The 16,073-nt window shown below is 46.0% G+C and carries 14 protein-coding genes; 9 read left to right on the top strand and 5 right to left on the bottom strand.

The annotated features are described in order from the left end of the window. Positions 1-13 precede the first annotated feature (13 nt). Positions 14-1,150 carry a hypothetical protein gene (locus tag KIT90_RS00630; RefSeq protein WP_285374444.1) on the bottom strand — a complete coding sequence of 379 codons (1,137 nt, stop codon included), beginning with the start codon at positions 1,148-1,150 and terminating at the stop codon, positions 14-16. Between the two features lie 183 nt (positions 1,151-1,333). Between KIT90_RS00630 and KIT90_RS00625 the strand changes: the two genes are divergently transcribed. After that, positions 1,334-2,596: an amidohydrolase family protein gene (locus tag KIT90_RS00625; RefSeq protein ID WP_009704080.1), complete on the top strand. Its 1,263-nt coding sequence runs from the start codon at positions 1,334-1,336 to the stop codon at positions 2,594-2,596. A 497-nt stretch (positions 2,597-3,093) separates the two neighbouring features. On the opposite strand, the gene KIT90_RS00620 is transcribed toward KIT90_RS00625, so the two are convergent. Both KIT90_RS00620 and KIT90_RS00615 read right to left on the bottom strand, forming a co-directional pair. Then, the gene (locus tag KIT90_RS00620; protein ID WP_285374443.1) at positions 3,094-3,255 is read right to left on the bottom strand and encodes a hypothetical protein; all 162 of its coding nucleotides are present in this window, start codon (positions 3,253-3,255) and stop codon (positions 3,094-3,096) included. A gap of 236 nt (positions 3,256-3,491) precedes the next feature. Next, positions 3,492-3,812, bottom strand: coding sequence for a hypothetical protein (locus KIT90_RS00615; RefSeq protein ID WP_009704082.1), 321 nt, complete (start codon positions 3,810-3,812; stop codon positions 3,492-3,494). A 206-nt stretch (positions 3,813-4,018) separates the two neighbouring features. On the opposite strand from KIT90_RS00615, the gene KIT90_RS00610 reads away from it, so the two are divergent. Together KIT90_RS00610 and KIT90_RS00605 are read left to right on the top strand one after the other, a co-directional pair. Further along, positions 4,019-5,107, top strand: a complete 1,089-nt coding sequence (locus KIT90_RS00610; RefSeq protein WP_285374442.1) for a sensor domain-containing diguanylate cyclase — start codon at positions 4,019-4,021, stop codon at positions 5,105-5,107. A gap of 147 nt (positions 5,108-5,254) precedes the next feature. Next, the gene (locus tag KIT90_RS00605) at positions 5,255-6,253 is read left to right on the top strand and encodes an AraC family transcriptional regulator (RefSeq protein ID WP_285374440.1); all 999 of its coding nucleotides are present in this window, start codon (positions 5,255-5,257) and stop codon (positions 6,251-6,253) included. A gap of 47 nt (positions 6,254-6,300) precedes the next feature. Here the strand turns inward: KIT90_RS00605 and KIT90_RS00600 are convergent, their stop codons facing one another. Next, positions 6,301-7,752 carry a coniferyl aldehyde dehydrogenase gene (locus KIT90_RS00600; protein ID WP_285374439.1) on the bottom strand — a complete coding sequence of 484 codons (1,452 nt, stop codon included), beginning with the start codon at positions 7,750-7,752 and terminating at the stop codon, positions 6,301-6,303. A 546-nt stretch (positions 7,753-8,298) separates the two neighbouring features. On the opposite strand from KIT90_RS00600, the gene betI reads away from it, so the two are divergent. The 6 genes from betI to choV all read left to right on the top strand — a co-directional run bounded on the left by betI (position 8,299) and on the right by choV (position 15,154). Beyond that, positions 8,299-8,898 (top strand): transcriptional regulator BetI, encoded by a 600-nt coding sequence (gene betI / locus KIT90_RS00595; protein WP_239213236.1) that lies wholly within the window; start codon positions 8,299-8,301, stop codon positions 8,896-8,898. Positions 8,899-8,914: 16 nt separating this feature from the next. Then, complete coding sequence (betB, locus tag KIT90_RS00590; RefSeq protein ID WP_285374437.1) at positions 8,915-10,375, top strand: betaine-aldehyde dehydrogenase; 1,461 nt, start codon at positions 8,915-8,917, stop codon at positions 10,373-10,375. 19 nt (positions 10,376-10,394) lie between these two features. Next, on the top strand, positions 10,395-12,095 hold the full coding sequence (betA, locus tag KIT90_RS00585; protein ID WP_285374436.1) for a choline dehydrogenase: 1,701 nt from the start codon (positions 10,395-10,397) through the stop codon (positions 12,093-12,095). 29 nt (positions 12,096-12,124) lie between these two features. Then, the gene (locus tag KIT90_RS00580) at positions 12,125-13,063 is read left to right on the top strand and encodes a choline ABC transporter substrate-binding protein (RefSeq protein ID WP_285374435.1); all 939 of its coding nucleotides are present in this window, start codon (positions 12,125-12,127) and stop codon (positions 13,061-13,063) included. A 62-nt stretch (positions 13,064-13,125) separates the two neighbouring features. Then, a complete protein-coding gene (choW, locus tag KIT90_RS00575; RefSeq protein WP_005425967.1) occupies positions 13,126-13,968 on the top strand; it encodes a choline ABC transporter permease subunit in 843 nt (280 codons plus the stop codon). Position 13,969: 1 nt separating this feature from the next. After that, positions 13,970-15,154: a choline ABC transporter ATP-binding protein gene (choV, locus tag KIT90_RS00570; protein WP_285374434.1), complete on the top strand. Its 1,185-nt coding sequence runs from the start codon at positions 13,970-13,972 to the stop codon at positions 15,152-15,154. A gap of 162 nt (positions 15,155-15,316) precedes the next feature. Here the strand turns inward: choV and KIT90_RS00565 are convergent, their stop codons facing one another. Next, the gene (locus tag KIT90_RS00565; protein WP_005435698.1) at positions 15,317-15,973 is read right to left on the bottom strand and encodes an NAD(P)H-dependent oxidoreductase; all 657 of its coding nucleotides are present in this window, start codon (positions 15,971-15,973) and stop codon (positions 15,317-15,319) included. Positions 15,974-16,073 lie beyond the last annotated feature (100 nt).

Below are 16,073 nucleotides of genomic sequence, written 5' to 3'. Positions count from 1 at the left end.
GGCTCTTAATTTATTAATCAATGCGGGAAAGTAACTCTTCATCGGTGAGATAACGATGACCTTGACCAAGCCCCGATATCTTTTTAAACATCAGCGTTCCGTGCATTCCAACGCAAAGATCTTTTTCACTAACGCATGTACCACCGACGAACACATAACGGCCTTCGCAACCTGCGTTGTGATTCGGGTTGCATGTTGGTGTTGATACCTCGGCACTGACGCCGTCTACGATACAAGCGATTTTACCTTTCACGACACCGATTACACGTTTTACCCGATGCGCTTTTTCCCCACACTTCCACGCTTGGCGCGTTCCCCATTCATAACCATGTATTTCTTTGCCTTTCTGGATATGAACAATGAGATTCAATTTTTTGTCGTCTGAATCAATAGGATCTTGTACGACTTTTTGTGACGGCATCGTTTTAACGACAGATAAAGGTGTATCACAGTTTAGGTATTTAATTGGGTTTGCTGCGCCTTGTGGGAAGTACGAAGAAATGGCTTTGTAGCGAAGCTGTTCTCGAACGGCGTCGCTCGCTAGCTCACCAATAAAACCCCAACGTTCTTTTCCTTCAATATCGACAGGATACCAAGACTGGATCTTGTAAACTTCGCGAGTTAACCCACGATAGGTTGCGACTGCATAGGTAGCGCTATCTCGTTTGCTGCCAATGACCCAAGCTTCTCGGGTTGCGTCATAGAGTTCTTCTTGTGTAATTTCACGATAGTACTTTCTATTGATGTTTATCAGTACGATAGGAAACGAAGTGTCTAGTGGCGCAGCACTATACATAGCGATAATCTCATCAGTCGTTTTAATGCCAAAATCGCTAGAGTAGTGACCACCTTGCGAATTAGACAGGTTGGTTAAGCCTATAAAATCGATTAAAGCGGCTTCGACTTCAAATGCTGCTGCTTCTTCTAATCCATGCCTTAATACATAGTGCTCTACTTTGTAGTTAGCACTTAAAATGCTTCGTATAGTGTCAAGTTTATCGCTTGAGCTTTCACTTTCTAATGCACATTCTGCATGGTTAAAGATTCGATTACCTTTGCCTTTACCAACGTAAAACACCTTGCCATCACGAGGGTCTCGTAAGAAGTAGACATAGTATTTCAGTTGTTCAATGACAGATTGAGAAAACATAACGAGGATTATCCGCACAAAAGGTTAATAAGAGTAGTCATGCATATTTAAATGGCGACGGAATCTATCACGAAAACTTACTTAAGTCTTGAATGATTTTACTGTCGCGAAATGGCAATTCTATTTCCGAGTCACTCGATATGATGCACCTGTATTGAGACAACTGACTCGGAGATAGAAACCATGAGTATCGTAATTAAAAATGCAAACGTGTTTAACGGTGTGGATGAGCAACTTCTGAAGAACGTGGATCTTCTGATTGAAAACAACTTAATCACACAAATCGGGAAAGTGGATGACTCGAATGCTGAGCAAATCATCGATGCCGAAGGCAAAACGGTGATGCCTGGTCTGATTGATGCGCACGTACACATCACGCTGTCAGCGCCATTCAATGTGATTGACACCATGACACGTGAAGAAGTCGCGATTCGATCAGCGAAAATCTCAGAAGAGATGTTGATGCGCGGTTTCACGACTATTCGTGATGTGGCGGGTAACACATTAGGTTTGAAAAACAGCATCGATAATGGTTATGCAAAAGGTCCGCGAATTTTGCCTTCAATGGCAGCCATCTCGCAAACGAGTGGTCATGCAGACTATCGCCAAAACCAAGCTCAAGAGCGTTTAGCGAATGGCCACGAAGATTCGCCAATGATGAAGCTAGGTGCGATGAAAGTGGCAGATGGTCGTGCAGAAGTATTGAGAGCCGTGCGTGAACAGCTATTTAAGGGCGCGTCACAAATCAAAATCATGGCTGGTGGCGGTGCGTCTTCTACCTTTGACCCACTTGATACGCTGCAATACACGCTTGATGAGATGAAAGCAGCGGTAGAAGCAGCGAGCGACTACGGTACTTATGTCGCGGCGCACATTCATACGCCAGATGCGATGCGCAGAGCTGCTGAGGCAGGGGTGATGTCATTCGAACACGCAACGATTATGGATGACGATATCGCTCAGACGATTAAAGAAAAAGGTATTTGGGTGATCCCTTCATACTTTACATCCTCTTTGATCGCTGAGCGTAAAATCCCGCTACCGAATGAGGAGACTTACCGCAAAACCGAGCGAGTGGGCAAAGCGATGTTTAAGTCTGCTGAGCTAATCAAGAAGTACGATATTCAAAACCTCGCTTTTGGTACAGACTGCGTTGGCGAGACAAATGTTCATGCAACACAGCTAAATGAACTGGGAGCGATTGAGAAAACGTTCGATACCATCACGGCACTTCGTATGGCGACGTCAAACTGTGGTCGTTTGTTCGAGATGTCGACTTACCAACACCCATACCAAGAAGGTAAGTTAGGCCAAATCGTGGAAGGTGCTTACGCAGACTTGTTGATCGTCGATGGCAACCCTCTAGAAGGTGTGGAATGTGTGGCAAACACAGAGACACAGAAGTTGATCATGAAAGACGGTGTCGTGTACAAAAACACGCTATAAATCTTAACACCTCCTAGGCAAAGGCGCTCACTGAGCGCCTTTTTTGCGTGTTAAGAAAAGTGAAGCTCAACCTGTGAACGGTTTTTTAGACTCAACCTTAACTTAGCTCTAAAGTCGTTAAACCTTCCTGCCACTATTGTCACAAGATCACCTCACTTTGATTCTTAAAGCCCCTTGTTAGCCATTTTAAATTGCCTATCTAGAGTGCCTCAGAACGTTTCTAGCATTGAGTTTTTCATTAACCTAGCTCCCTATAAAGAAAAGGAAAGCGCTTCAAATTGTTCAGCATAGGAGCAAACAAGAGGTGTCTTTTATCTTCTTAATTGGTTCATAACCAGCATTGGTTTGCTTTGTTCTGAGCGCCAAGTGCCAAGAAGGATCGAGGAGAAAGAAGGGCGCGATAGGGAATTGAACTTGGGATAGGACATACAAAAAACCGCACCTTGAAAGGCGCGGTTCTAGTTAAAAGTAATGTGACAGAGTGAGTTCGAATCAGCTTACTTCATCACATAGCGGTAAGTTTTGATTGCCAACCAAGCAAAGGCTTTGAATAAAATTATTATGGTCTTGAAGGCAACTTTACCAATGGTCAGCATCAGCTCACCAGCAACGGTTAGGCAAGTGTGTAGATCAGTTTGTTTGAACTCTGCGTAAGTCATGTTGGTCTCTCATTTTTTAAGTGGGTACTCCTGTCGCTCAATGCATACCCTGTAGCGGTATAGTAGAAATAAGCGTAAATGGGGACTTACCATTTGGCGCCACTTCGCACGTAAAGATAAAAAAGTAATATCGATCGGAGTGGTTATAAATAGCTGGGGTGAATTTGTAATGAGTGGATTACAGATACAAAAAAGCCACCACTAAACAGTGATGGCTTTTAAGGATTCTGGTTCGATTAGTATTTCACAAACAACATCTTTCTTAAGCTATTGCATCGTGATTTATCCAGTGGGTCGCCAAGATATTCTCCATCTTCAGCGGCTTTCTTCATTACTAGGGCTCTCGCTCGATCACCGCTGTCTAGGTCTTGATACTCTTCCAGTGTTTTGAGCTTCAATAAACGGTATTTCGATTTGTCTTTGCCAGAGGCGACGCGATCGTAGCAGTAACTCATCGCTCCTGCATTTGCGCCAATCTTGCTTGCGTCGGTAATCGCATAAGCGTTAAAACCAATAGTGCTTGTAAGTAAAATCAAAAGGGCATTACGTGCTTTCATTTTTCTTTCCTAATTCAATCGAGTTGATGAATAAGATAAAGGGCAACGACGTTCCAAAATTGCCATTAAGCGACATTTACGAAGAAACGAATAGCGATGATGGTTTGTCAGCGGCATGTCAGTGATCAGGGTGTGGCGCAAAGTGGTAAATCTTAACAACCTGAATTCAATAACCTTTGCTCATCGAATCATTCGGAGCACGCATTATGAATGCGAGAAAATTTACTAACGATACCAAGCGCAAGTTACTTCCGTTTGTTTATCTATTGACGCTGACTGGCTGGGGGATTTACACGCTCACACATGATTACAGTTGGCAGGCATTGTTGCTGTTCGTCATCGGTTTATTGATGGTAGTGCGCAACTACCACTTAGAAAGTGAACGCATTGACGAAAAGATCGCAAGTATTGCCGCACACTCGGTAATTGGTGTCGTCATTCTCGACCAAGATTTACGAGTCGATTTTGCGAACAAGAGTTTTTCTAAGCTGACAGGTTATACACGCGAACAACTGAATGGTGAAAACCTGCAACAGTATGGCTTCAATTGTTTAAACAAAGCGATGACCAAGTTAGGCGCGAAAGCCAACTGGAAAGGTGAAATCAAAGTGACCAACCGTTTTGGTGACCATCTAACGCTAGATACGCACATTACTCATTATAAAATGGGGATGGGAATGAGCGACCGTTATGTGCTTAGTTTCCGAGACATCAGCCATCGAGTGCGGTTGGAGAATAAGCTGAAGAACCTTGCCGAAAAAGATCCACTAACGGGTTGTTGGAATCGCCGTCGTTTCGACAAGGAGCTGGCGCGTCATGCGAGTATTGCTGATCGTTACGCGGTGTCTAATACCGCATTGGCCATTATCGATATAGACCACTTCAAGCAGATTAATGATAAACACGGTCATGATGTGGGGGATGAGGTGATCAAAGACCTCGGGAACTTGATGAAAGCACAGTGTCGAGAGACAGACATTGTCGCGCGTGTTGGCGGTGAGGAGTTTGCCATCATCATGCCAGAGACTAATACTCGCAATGCATTTGAAGCGATTTATCGTCTCAAAGAAATTATTCAATCGAAAAGTGTATTGGGTATTACGATCAGTGGCGGAATTACGACGATCAACCGTTCTGTAGAGCAAAGCTATCGCCGAGCAGATAAAGCGCTTTATCGTGCGAAAACATTGGGTCGAAACCGAGTGTGTAGCTCTGAAGATGAATCGATACAACAAGCAAGTGCCAAGGCTGAACTGAGCGAGAAACATAGCTCACGTCAATGCAATGTGCTTTGACTATCTTCTCAGCATTGACGCTCTATACTTCTATCAGTACTCTCGCTTAAAAGGAAATACCTGAATTAGGAAGTTATGGTTTATGCATAAGTGCATGATTGCATTAAAATTCAAACTCGTAAGCCTTGTTCACCTACAGAGACGCTTATGAGATCGATCACCAGCGTACGATTGATTTGTGATGCCGCACAGAAGCGAGGTATTCCTTTAGAGGAATGCTTAGCGGGCACAGGGCTGACAGAGCAAGACCTTGTCAAAGACGATCTTAAACTCACCATGCCGCAAGAAGTCGCGGTGATAGAAAACTACGTCAAACTGGCGCCAAGTGAAGTGGGGCTCGGTGCTGAAATCGGTCAGCAAATGCATGTGAATGTGTTCGGCATTTGGGGATTTGCGATATTAACCAGTCCGACGATGCGTGCTGCGTTCAACACAGCAATCGACTATGTCGCGCTCTCTTTGGTGATAGCCAAACTGACTTTCAAAGAGACGCAAGAAGGTGGTGAGCTGAGCTTTGGCATGTCTGGTTTGTCTGAGCGAGTAACGCCTTTCATCTTAGAGAGGCATACCGCCGTTGCGCTTAACTTTATGCGTGAAGCATTACCTTTGCCCGCACTGGAAGACCTTTATCTGAAAACCACGCTAGATAACCCGGAACACATCGACAAACTTAGTCAGGTTCTTGGTATTCATGTTAAAGGCGGGCAATCACACCACGCGTTGGTGATTCCTCATTCTATGCTCAATCAGCCACTGCCAAAAAGCGATCCGGTTACCTTGAAGTTCTGTTTGGAACAGTGTGATGCCATTGTGGCTCAAGGAGAAGACGAGGAGAAACAGTGGACCGAGCGCGTGAAAGAAGTGGTTCTCGAAGATATCGCAGAAGAGAAAACGCTCAGTGCGGTCGCCGACAAACTCTCAATGACAGAGCGAACCTTAAGAAGGCGTTTGAGTGATGAAGGGACAACTTATCGAGAACTGTATGCCAACACGCGTTTGACCATTGCTCGACAGTTACTTGAGGCTTCTTGTTTGAACGTAGAAACCGTCGCATGGCGAGTAGGGTATGCCGAGCCAGCGAGCTTTATTCGAGCCTTTGTAAAGCAGTTCGGCTTCTCGCCTGGCAGCATCAAGAAAACGTGTTGAACACAAATAGCCCTAATGACTCTTCGCGTCATTAGGGCTATTTGGTTCTAGAATTTTTTCAGACGATTCAACTGGAAGTTGGTGAAGAAGTTGAACATCTTATTTCCCCAAGGTGCAGAGATGTACTGGCTCGCATCAAAGCGACCTTTGATCACAATCGATTTCGCTTTCGAGAAGTTCAAGAAGCCTTCTTTGCCGTGGTAGTGCCCCATGCCTGAAGGCCCTACACCGCCAAAAGGCATATCATCGACCATGGTATGGGTCATCACTTCATTGATACACACGCCACCTGAATGTGTGTTTTCTACCACTTTCTCAACGCGGCTCTGATCCCAGTCGAAGTAGTACAGAGCAAGCGGTCTATCTTTGCTTTGGACGTATTGAATGGCGTCATCAAGCGTTTCGTAAGGTACTAGCGGCAAAATTGGACCAAAGATCTCTTCACGCATCACTCGCATGTCGTGAGTGACATTTTTAACCACATGCATAGGCAGTTTTCGAGTCCCAGAGAAGTCTTCGTTTGCTGGGTTTATCACCATCACTTCTGCACCTTTTTGTTTCGCGTCAGCAATGTTGTCAGCCAATCTATCGCGCTGCCTCTCTGTAATGATGGAGGTGTAATCCGGGTTGTCACGCATGGTTGGATAATGCTTAGAGATGGCGTTTTTGAATGCTTCTGCAAACTCATCCACCTTTCCATTTGGCACTAAAATGTAGTCGGGTGAAACGCAAACTTGCCCAGCGTTGAGGCCTTTACCAAAAGCGATGCGTTTAGCTGCTTCTTCTATAGGGAAGTCTTCGTGGATGATGGCAGGAGATTTGCCGCCCAATTCGAGAGTCACAGGAGTCAGGTTCTGTGCTGCCGCCTGCATTACAATGCTGCCCACCTGAGTTGAGCCAGTGAAAACAATATGGTCAAACGGCAATTTGGTGAATTCGGTCGCGACTTCAACACCACCATTGACCACGACAACCTCGTCAGAGGTGAAATATTCGGAGATCATTTGCTTCATCACTTCCCCCGTCTTTGGGGCAAATTCAGAAGTTTTGATCATGGCCAAATTACCCGCCGCCAGCGCACCAGCCAAAGGTGACAAACCTAAGAAAATAGGGAAGTTCCAAGGCACAACAATGCCGACGACACCGAGTGGTTGGTAATGCACTTTAGTTTTCGCGCCGAATAACATCAAAGGTGTTTTGCGACGAGATGGTTTCATCCACTTACGCAGGTTTTTCTTGTTGTAATGAATTCCTTCAAGAATAGGCAGAAGCTCGATCATCAAGGTTTCAGCACTTGAGCGCCCATTGAAATCTTGATCTACCGCGTCTATGAGACGGTCTTGATAGGCTAACAAAGCTGAGTGCAGTCTTTGAAGACGTTCAATACGCATGCCAGCGCTTGGATTTGGAATGGTTAAGAAAGCACTTTTCAATGTTTCTAGCGTGGGGCGAAGCGCCGCTTCTGGTTGGTCAATGTCGTAAAGTGGTTGAGCTGACATATCTGACTCCTCATTAGTATCTGCGTTTATGGAATTCAGTATGTCTTTAGCAAAGTGAACTTCACATGTTGATAGCGGACATTTTATTGTCCAAACCGGACAACAAAAACAAAGAATGTCATCAAACTGAACGATCTTGACTGCCACAAGGTGTTTACATCCTGGTGCAATGAACTTGATGTGATGAAGCGGTATGCCATTCCTTGGTCAATTAATAAACTTAAAAATAAAATGTGTAGAAAATATTTGAGTTCATTGCATTTGTCTTTGTTTGTACTTTTGATAAGCACGGGGTTTTCATGAGTCTTTGCATCTATAATTTGCGCTATAAATGCTCTAATTATTGATTTTAATGATTTTTGTGTTTCTGTTTTTACGTGTTAAATCTTCATAAACTCTCTCTTTTCTCAAGTTTTAATAATGATTGTTGTCGAAATGATTCGGCTGTTTCTGTTGTTTTTTCTAGATAATTAGTTTGAGTTCGAACTAAATTTGAGGCATTTTATATTTAACTAACCGTTCAATTAAAAATAACAAGGATGCAAAATGCCCAAGGTTGGGATGCCTGAAATCAGAAAACCGCAGCTAGTCAAAGCGACGATGTCGGTCATCGACAGAGTAGGTTTGCACGCTGCGAGTATCTCGTTGATCAGCAAAGAAGCAGGGGTATCAACGGGGATCATTAATCACTATTTCGGTGGAAAGCACGGTCTGTTAGAAGAGACCATGCGTGAGATCCTGCGCCAGCTTTCTGCCACCATCAAAGAGAACTTAAGCCAACTGCCAACTGATGCGCATCATCAACGTATTAATGCCATCATCGACGGCAACTTTGTGGGTTTCCAAGCCGAGAACCAAGTGGCAAAAACTTGGTTGGCATTCTGGTCGTACTCCATGCATGACGCACAGCTCAAACGTCTGCAACGAGTGAATGAACGACGTCTCCTTTCTCACCTAAAAAAAGAATTAAAAGCTTTGCTGGATCAAGACCAAGCAGAGCTAGTAGCGCATGGTATTGCGTCACTGATTGATGGCATTTGGCTGCGCGGAACGCTCAACCCGCAAGGCATCGATGCCGAGAAAGCTCGCGTCATCATTAACGACTATCTCGATAAACAGCTCACGTTCTACTCAAAACAAAAATAAAGAGTCAAACCTTCAAATGGATATGAAAGCACACTACATCGATGGTGCGATGCACCTAGGATGCTCAAAAGAACACTTCACCACATACAATCCCGCCAATGGTGAGCCGCTTGCGAATGTGAAGCAGGCTAACCAGCAAGATATGCAAGCGGCAATTGAATCTGCTAAGCGCGGTTTTGCGATTTGGTCTGCCATGACGGCGACAGAACGCAGTCGCATTCTACTTAAAGCGGTGGCGTTACTTCGTGAAAGAAACGACGAGTTGGCAGCACTAGAAGTTGCAGATACAGGCAAGCCAATTCAAGAAGCGAATTGCGTAGACATTGCAACGGGCGCAGATGTGATCGAGTACTACGCAGGTCTTGCACCTAGCATGCATGGTGAACAGCAGCCGCTGAATGAATCCCAGTTTTTCTACACTCGCCGCGAGCCTCTTGGCGTTTGTGCGGGTATTGGTGCATGGAACTACCCAATTCAAATCGCGATGTGGAAGTCTGCTCCTGCACTTGCTGCGGGTAATGCGATGATCTTTAAACCATCGGAAGAAACTCCGTTAACCGCACTCAAACTAGCAGAAATCTACAGCGAAGCGGGGTTGCCAGATGGCGTGTTCAACGTCATTCAAGGTGATTACCGAGTAGGGCAAATGCTCACCGCACATCCAGACATCGCTAAAGTCTCTTTCACGGGTGAATCCGGTACGGGCAAAGTGGTGATGGGTGACAGTGCCAATACGCTAAAGCAAGTCACAATGGAGCTTGGCGGTAAATCTCCAATGATCATTTTTGATGATGCCAAGTTAGACGACGCGGTTTCTGCTTCAATGGTCGCGAACTTCTACACCCAAGGTGAGGTTTGTACACACGGTACTCGCGTGTTCGTTCATGAAGGTATCTATGATGAGTTTATTGCTCAACTTAAGAAACGTACCGAACTGCTGGTGGTTGGCGATCCGCTTGATGAGCAAACCCAAATTGGCGCGCTAATTTCCAAAGAGCACGAATCAAAAGTTCTTTCCGCAATTGAACAAGCGAAAGCAAGCAACGCAACGCTACTGACCGGTGGCTATAAAGTTACAGACAATGGCTTGGCGAACGGCAATTTTGTTGTGCCAACGGTTTTCACTGATTGCGAAGACGACATGCCGCATGTGCAGCAAGAGATCTTTGGTCCCGTGATGTCAGTGCTTAAGTTCAATGACGAAGACGAAGTGATTGCACGCGCTAACAACACCGATTACGGACTTGCAGCTGGCGTGTTCACGCAAAACCTCTCTCGTGCACACCGCGTTATTCATCAAATCCAAGCAGGTATTTGTTGGATTAATACGTGGGGCGATTCCCCAGCCGAAATGCCAGTTGGCGGTTACAAACTGTCTGGCATTGGACGTGAAAACGGCGTGGAAACCCTCAAGCATTACACCCAAACCAAGAGCGTGTTAGTGCATTTGGGTGATTTCGACAGCCCTTACGCGTAATCAGTCTGGAGGATTTGTAATGCAACAACACTACGATTACATCATCGTCGGTGCTGGCTCGGCAGGTTGTGTCTTGGCGGATCGTCTGAGTGAAAGCGGTCAGCACCAAGTCTTACTGCTGGAAGCGGGAGGCTCAGACAAGAGCATCTTCATCCAAATGCCAACGGCGCTGTCTTACCCAATGAACACTGAAAAGTACGCATGGCAGTTTGAAACTGTAGCGGAAGAAGGGTTAGACGGACGCCAACTGCATTGTCCACGCGGCAAAGTGTTAGGCGGAAGCTCTTCGATCAACGGCATGGTTTACGTTCGTGGTCATGCTTGTGACTTTGACGAATGGGAAGCAGAAGGCGCGAAAGGCTGGAACTACCAAGCTTGTCTGCCGTACTTCCGTAAAGCGGAAACATGGACAGGCGGCGCAGACGAATACCGTGGCGACAGTGGTCCTGTTGGGACGTGTAACGGCAACGACATGAAGCTGAATCCACTTTACCAAGCGTTTATTGAAGCGGGTAAAGATGCAGGCTACCCAGAAACGCAAGATTACAACGGTTATCAGCAAGAAGGCTTCGGTCCAATGCACATGACGGTAGACAAAGGCGTGCGCGCTTCTACCTCTAACGCTTACTTAAGCCGTGCAAAGAAACGCAGTAACTTTACCTTGATGAAAGGCGTAACGGCTCACCGTATTTTGCTGGAAGGCAAGAAAGCGGTCGGCATTGAGTTTGAACAATCTGGCAAAATCAAACAGTGCTTTGCTAACAAAGAAGTGGTGTCGAGCGCAGGTTCTATCGGCTCAGTACAACTGCTGCAACTCTCGGGTATTGGTCCCAAGTCTGTGCTTGAGAAAGCAGGTATCGAAGTAAAACACGTTCTAGAAGGCGTGGGTAAGAACTTGCAAGACCACCTTGAAGTGTACTTCCAGTATCACTGCAAACAGCCGATCACGCTTAACAGCAAGTTAGGTTTGATCAGCAAAGGTTTGATTGGTACGGAATGGATTCTGACGCGCAAGGGGTTGGGGGCAACTAACCACTTTGAATCGTGCGCGTTCATCCGTTCTCGTGAAGGGTTGAAATCGCCAAACATTCAATATCATTTCCTACCAGCAGCAATGCGTTATGACGGACGCGCAGCATTTGATGGTCACGGATTCCAAGTGCATGTTGGTCCAAATAAGCCAGAGAGTCGCGGCAGTGTCGAAGTAGTTTCTGCCAACCCAAATGACAAGCCAAAAATCGAGTTCAACTACATCTCGACGGAACAAGATAAGCAGGATTGGCGAGACTGTATTCGTCTAACGCGTGAAATCCTCAATCAACCTGCAATGGATGCGTTCCGCGGTGAAGAGATTCAACCGGGTCTGAACATCACCAGCGATGAAGCGATTGATGAATGGGTGAAGCAAAATGTAGAAAGTGCTTACCACCCATCGTGTAGTTGCAAAATGGGCGCAGACGATGATCCAATGGCAGTTCTGAATGAAGCCTGCCAGGTGCGCGGCATTGAAGGCTTGCGCGTGGTGGATTCATCCATCTTCCCAACGATTCCGAATGGCAACTTAAACGCACCAACCATTATGGTTGCAGAGCGTGCCGCGGACATGATCTTGGGGAACATACTCGAAGAATCGAATAATACACCGGTTTGGATTGCTCCGAACTGGCAAGAGACGCAAAGAATGCGTCCGCCAAAAAGAGACTTAAGCTCAATCTCATAAAGTCAGCAATCATTACAAGGAATTTAAACATGTCTACGATGACAAAAATCTTTTCATCTATCGCACTGAGTGCAGTGGCAACAGGTGCTTACGCTAACCAATGTGAAAGTGTTCGATTTGCCGATGTAGGCTGGACAGACATTACTGCAACCACAGCGGTTACCTCTGAACTGCTCAAAGGCTTGGGCTACAAAACCAAGACCGATCTTCTATCTGTACCTGTAACGTACTCTTCAATGGCAAACGGCGACATTGACGTATTCCTAGGTAACTGGATGCCAACCATGGAAGGCGATATCGCCAAGTACCGTGAAGCTGGCACAGTGGAAACCGTTCGCGCAAACCTTGAAGGCGCGAAATACACTCTAGCCGTGCCAAAGTATGTGTATGACGCAGGCGTGAAAAGCTTTGCTGACTTGGCAAAATATGCTGACAAATTCAAAGACCGCATCTACGGTATTGAGCCGGGTAACGATGGCAACCGTTTGATCCAAGATATGATCGACAGCGATGCATTCGGCTTGAAAGACTTCAGCCTAGTGGAATCAAGCGAAGCGGGCATGGTGTCTCAAGTGTCTCGCGCAGTGCGCCGTAACCAATGGATCGTTTACCTAGGTTGGGCTCCGCACCCAATGAACAGCAATGTTGAAATGGAATACCTATCTGGCGGTGATGACTTCTTTGGACCTAACTATGGTGGTGCAAATGTTTACACCAACGTGCGCCAAGACTACCTATCTGAGTGTCAAAACGTGGGGCAACTGCTTAAGAATCTAGAGTTCAGCCTAGAGATGGAAAACCAGTTGATGGAAGCGATTCTAAACCAAAAACAAAAGCCAGCGAAAGCGGCGCAAGAATGGTTGAATGCTAACCCACAACAATTTGAAGCGTGGCTAGAAGGTGTGAAGACGCTGGATGGTAAAGACGCAAAACAAGCGATTACTTCTTACCTAAAAACAAACGCTTAATCATTCCTCTCTTTAGGAAAAGGTGGGCAGCGATGCCCGCCTTTTAACACAAAGGTTTTATTGTGAATTTTATTACGGACAACAAACTTCCGTTGGGCGAATGGATGGAAACAGGCGTAGATTGGTTAACCATGAACGCGTCGGGTTTCTTTGATGCTATCTCTATTTTTCTCGAAACCATCATTCTATTCGTGGTGGATATTTTCAAATGGATGCCACCGGCAGCACCGATCATCATGACCGCAGCGATTGCGTGGTTCCTACACCGCAGCATTCCTTTAGTTGTGTTTATCGTGCTAGCTCTGCTGACCATTCTTAACCTCGGCTACTGGCAAGAAATGCTGGAAACCTTTGTTCTCGTCTTCGCTGCGACAACGATTTCCGTATTAATTGGCGTGCCGCTGGGCATCATGGCGGCGCATCGCCCATGGTTGTATACCTTATTGCGCCCGATACTTGATTTAATGCAGACCGTACCAACGTTTGTGTACCTGATCCCAACATTGGTTCTGTTTGGTTTAGGTATCGTACCGGGGCTGATTTCTACCATTATCTTTGCCATCGCCGCGCCGATTCGTCTGACTTACCTTGGCATCACCAAAGTGCCAGAAGAGCTGATTGAAGCGGGTAAAGCCTTTGGTGCCAGTCGCATGAAGTTACTATTCAAAGTCGAACTCCCAGCCGCATTGCCAAGCATTATGGCGGGTGTGACCCAATGCATCATGTTGTCACTTTCTATGGTGGTGATAGCCGCACTAGTAGGTGCCGATGGTCTGGGTAAACCAGTCGTACGAGCACTGAACACCGTGAACATTTCTCAAGGCTTTGAAGCCGGTTTAGCGATTGTTTTGGTCGCGATTATTCTCGACCGTTTGTGCAAAGCACCAAACCAGAAGGAGGCATAACATGGACGCAATTACGATTGAAAACCTCGACGTTGTGTTTGGTCAGCAGCAAGAGCAAGCATTGGCGCTTTTAGACCAAGGTAAGTCTCGCCAAGAGATCATTGATGAAACCGGACAAGTGGTAGGTGTTGATAAGGTCTCAATGAGCGTCAAACAAGGTGAGATCTGTGTATTGATGGGGCTTTCCGGTTCGGGTAAATCCAGCCTACTTCGTGCCGTTAATGGTTTGAATGAGATCTCTCGTGGCTCACTCAAAATCAAAGATGGTGAAGACATGGTAGAGCTTGCCAATTGTGACGAGCAGACTCTACGTAACTTGCGTACTCACCGCGTATCAATGGTGTTCCAAAAGTTTGCACTTATGCCGTGGTTGACTGTATTGGATAACGTGGCGTTTGGTCTTGAGATGCAGGGTATTGGCAAAGCGGAACGTCGTAAAAAAGCACGCGAGCAACTAGAAATGGTTGGGCTGAGCGAGTGGGAGAGCAAGTTCCCACATGAGCTTTCAGGCGGTATGCAGCAGCGTGTTGGCTTGGCTCGTGCCTTTGCTATGGATACCGACATCTTGCTAATGGATGAACCGTTTTCTGCGCTCGATCCACTGATTCGCGCTCAGCTTCAAGATGAATTGATTCAACTGCAAGAGAAGCTCAACAAGACGATTTTGTTTGTGAGCCACGACCTAGACGAAGCGCTAAAAATCGGTAACAACATCGCCATTATGGAATCGGGCAAACTGATTCAACACGGTAATCCTGAGCAAATCATCCTTGCGCCAGAAAACGACTATGTGGCGGACTTTGTGGCTCACACGAATCCGCTCAATGTTTTGAGAGGTCGTTCGCTGATGCAAGCCTGCACCGAGCTTAAGCAGCAGAATGATCGCGTGTTGGTGTGTGCAGATAAACAGATTTGGGTCGAGCAAGAGCCGAAAGGCTTAACGCTAGTGGATTCCGATAAGTCATTGGTGAATTGGGAAAGCGATTCAACCACACTCGACGACATCGGTGAAAGCACGGTCGTTCAAGCTAACCCAGACATCAGTATGCGTGAGGCGATTGAACTGAAGCAACGCAGCAATCAACCTATCTTGCTAGTAGAAGAGAACAAGTTAGTGGGCGTACTGAGTGATAACGAGTTGTATGACGCACTGCTTGGTAATTTTAAGTCCAAGCAAGTGGCGTAGCTGTTTCTTATCTCAAACGTTTGTTGATTCCCCCTCAGCAAAACAAAAAAAGAGCCGTACTCTTAGACTAAGACACTAAGAAGTACGGCTCTTTCAATTTGAACAATGATTTAGATAGCTAGGCTCTAGGCTAGGAACCAAGGAGCTAGGAGACGATACTCATTAAAGAGTAGTAATTACGTCATCCATGTTTAGACGTGCTTTTGGTAGACCGTGGTTGTAGTCTTCGCCGTCTTTGTGGTAGCCGATTGCTAGTGCAACTTCACATACGTGACCGTCTAGTTCTGCTTTGAACTCTTCGCCGATCAGTGTTGGGTCAACACCTTCCATTGGAGTAGAGTCGATACCTAGACGCGCTAGTGTGTGCAGTAGGTTACCAAGCGCGATGTAAACTTGCGCTTTAGTCCAGCCGCCGTTGTAGCCGTTCTCATCTGTGTTTGCTTCAGCAAATGCGTAAGCACCCATGAACATGTCGTACATGTCAGCTGGTAGGTGACCAGAAGTTACTTCAGCATCAACACGCTTCGCGAATTTCTCTTTAGTGAATTTTGGATCGTACGCTAGCAGAATAGTGTGAGATGCTGCTTTAGCGTGCGGTTGGTTGAACTGGTGCATGTTAGCAAACGTGTCGTGGAAACGCTGTTTCGCTTCGTCGCTCTCAATTACGATGAATTTCCAAGGCTGAGAGTTGATAGAAGACGCAGATAGGCGAATTGCTTCTTTGATGATTGCCATATCTTCTTGAGAGATGCGTTTCTCTTCGTCGTATTTTTTAGCTGTGTAACGGTTGTTTAGGTCTGTAATGATTTGATGAGACACGTTTATATCCTCTTAATATTATTAGACAAATGAGGATGCGCTTAGCATCGACAACCATGCGTACCTCGAAAGTGAGTCCATAATATCGACTTTTATCGAA

Source organism: Vibrio sp. B172a, assembly GCF_030248355.1.
Taxonomy (GTDB): domain Bacteria; phylum Pseudomonadota; class Gammaproteobacteria; order Enterobacterales; family Vibrionaceae; genus Vibrio; species Vibrio owensii.
The sequence above is the reverse complement of the archived record's forward strand: the minus strand, read 5'-3'. Positions and strand labels throughout refer to the sequence as shown.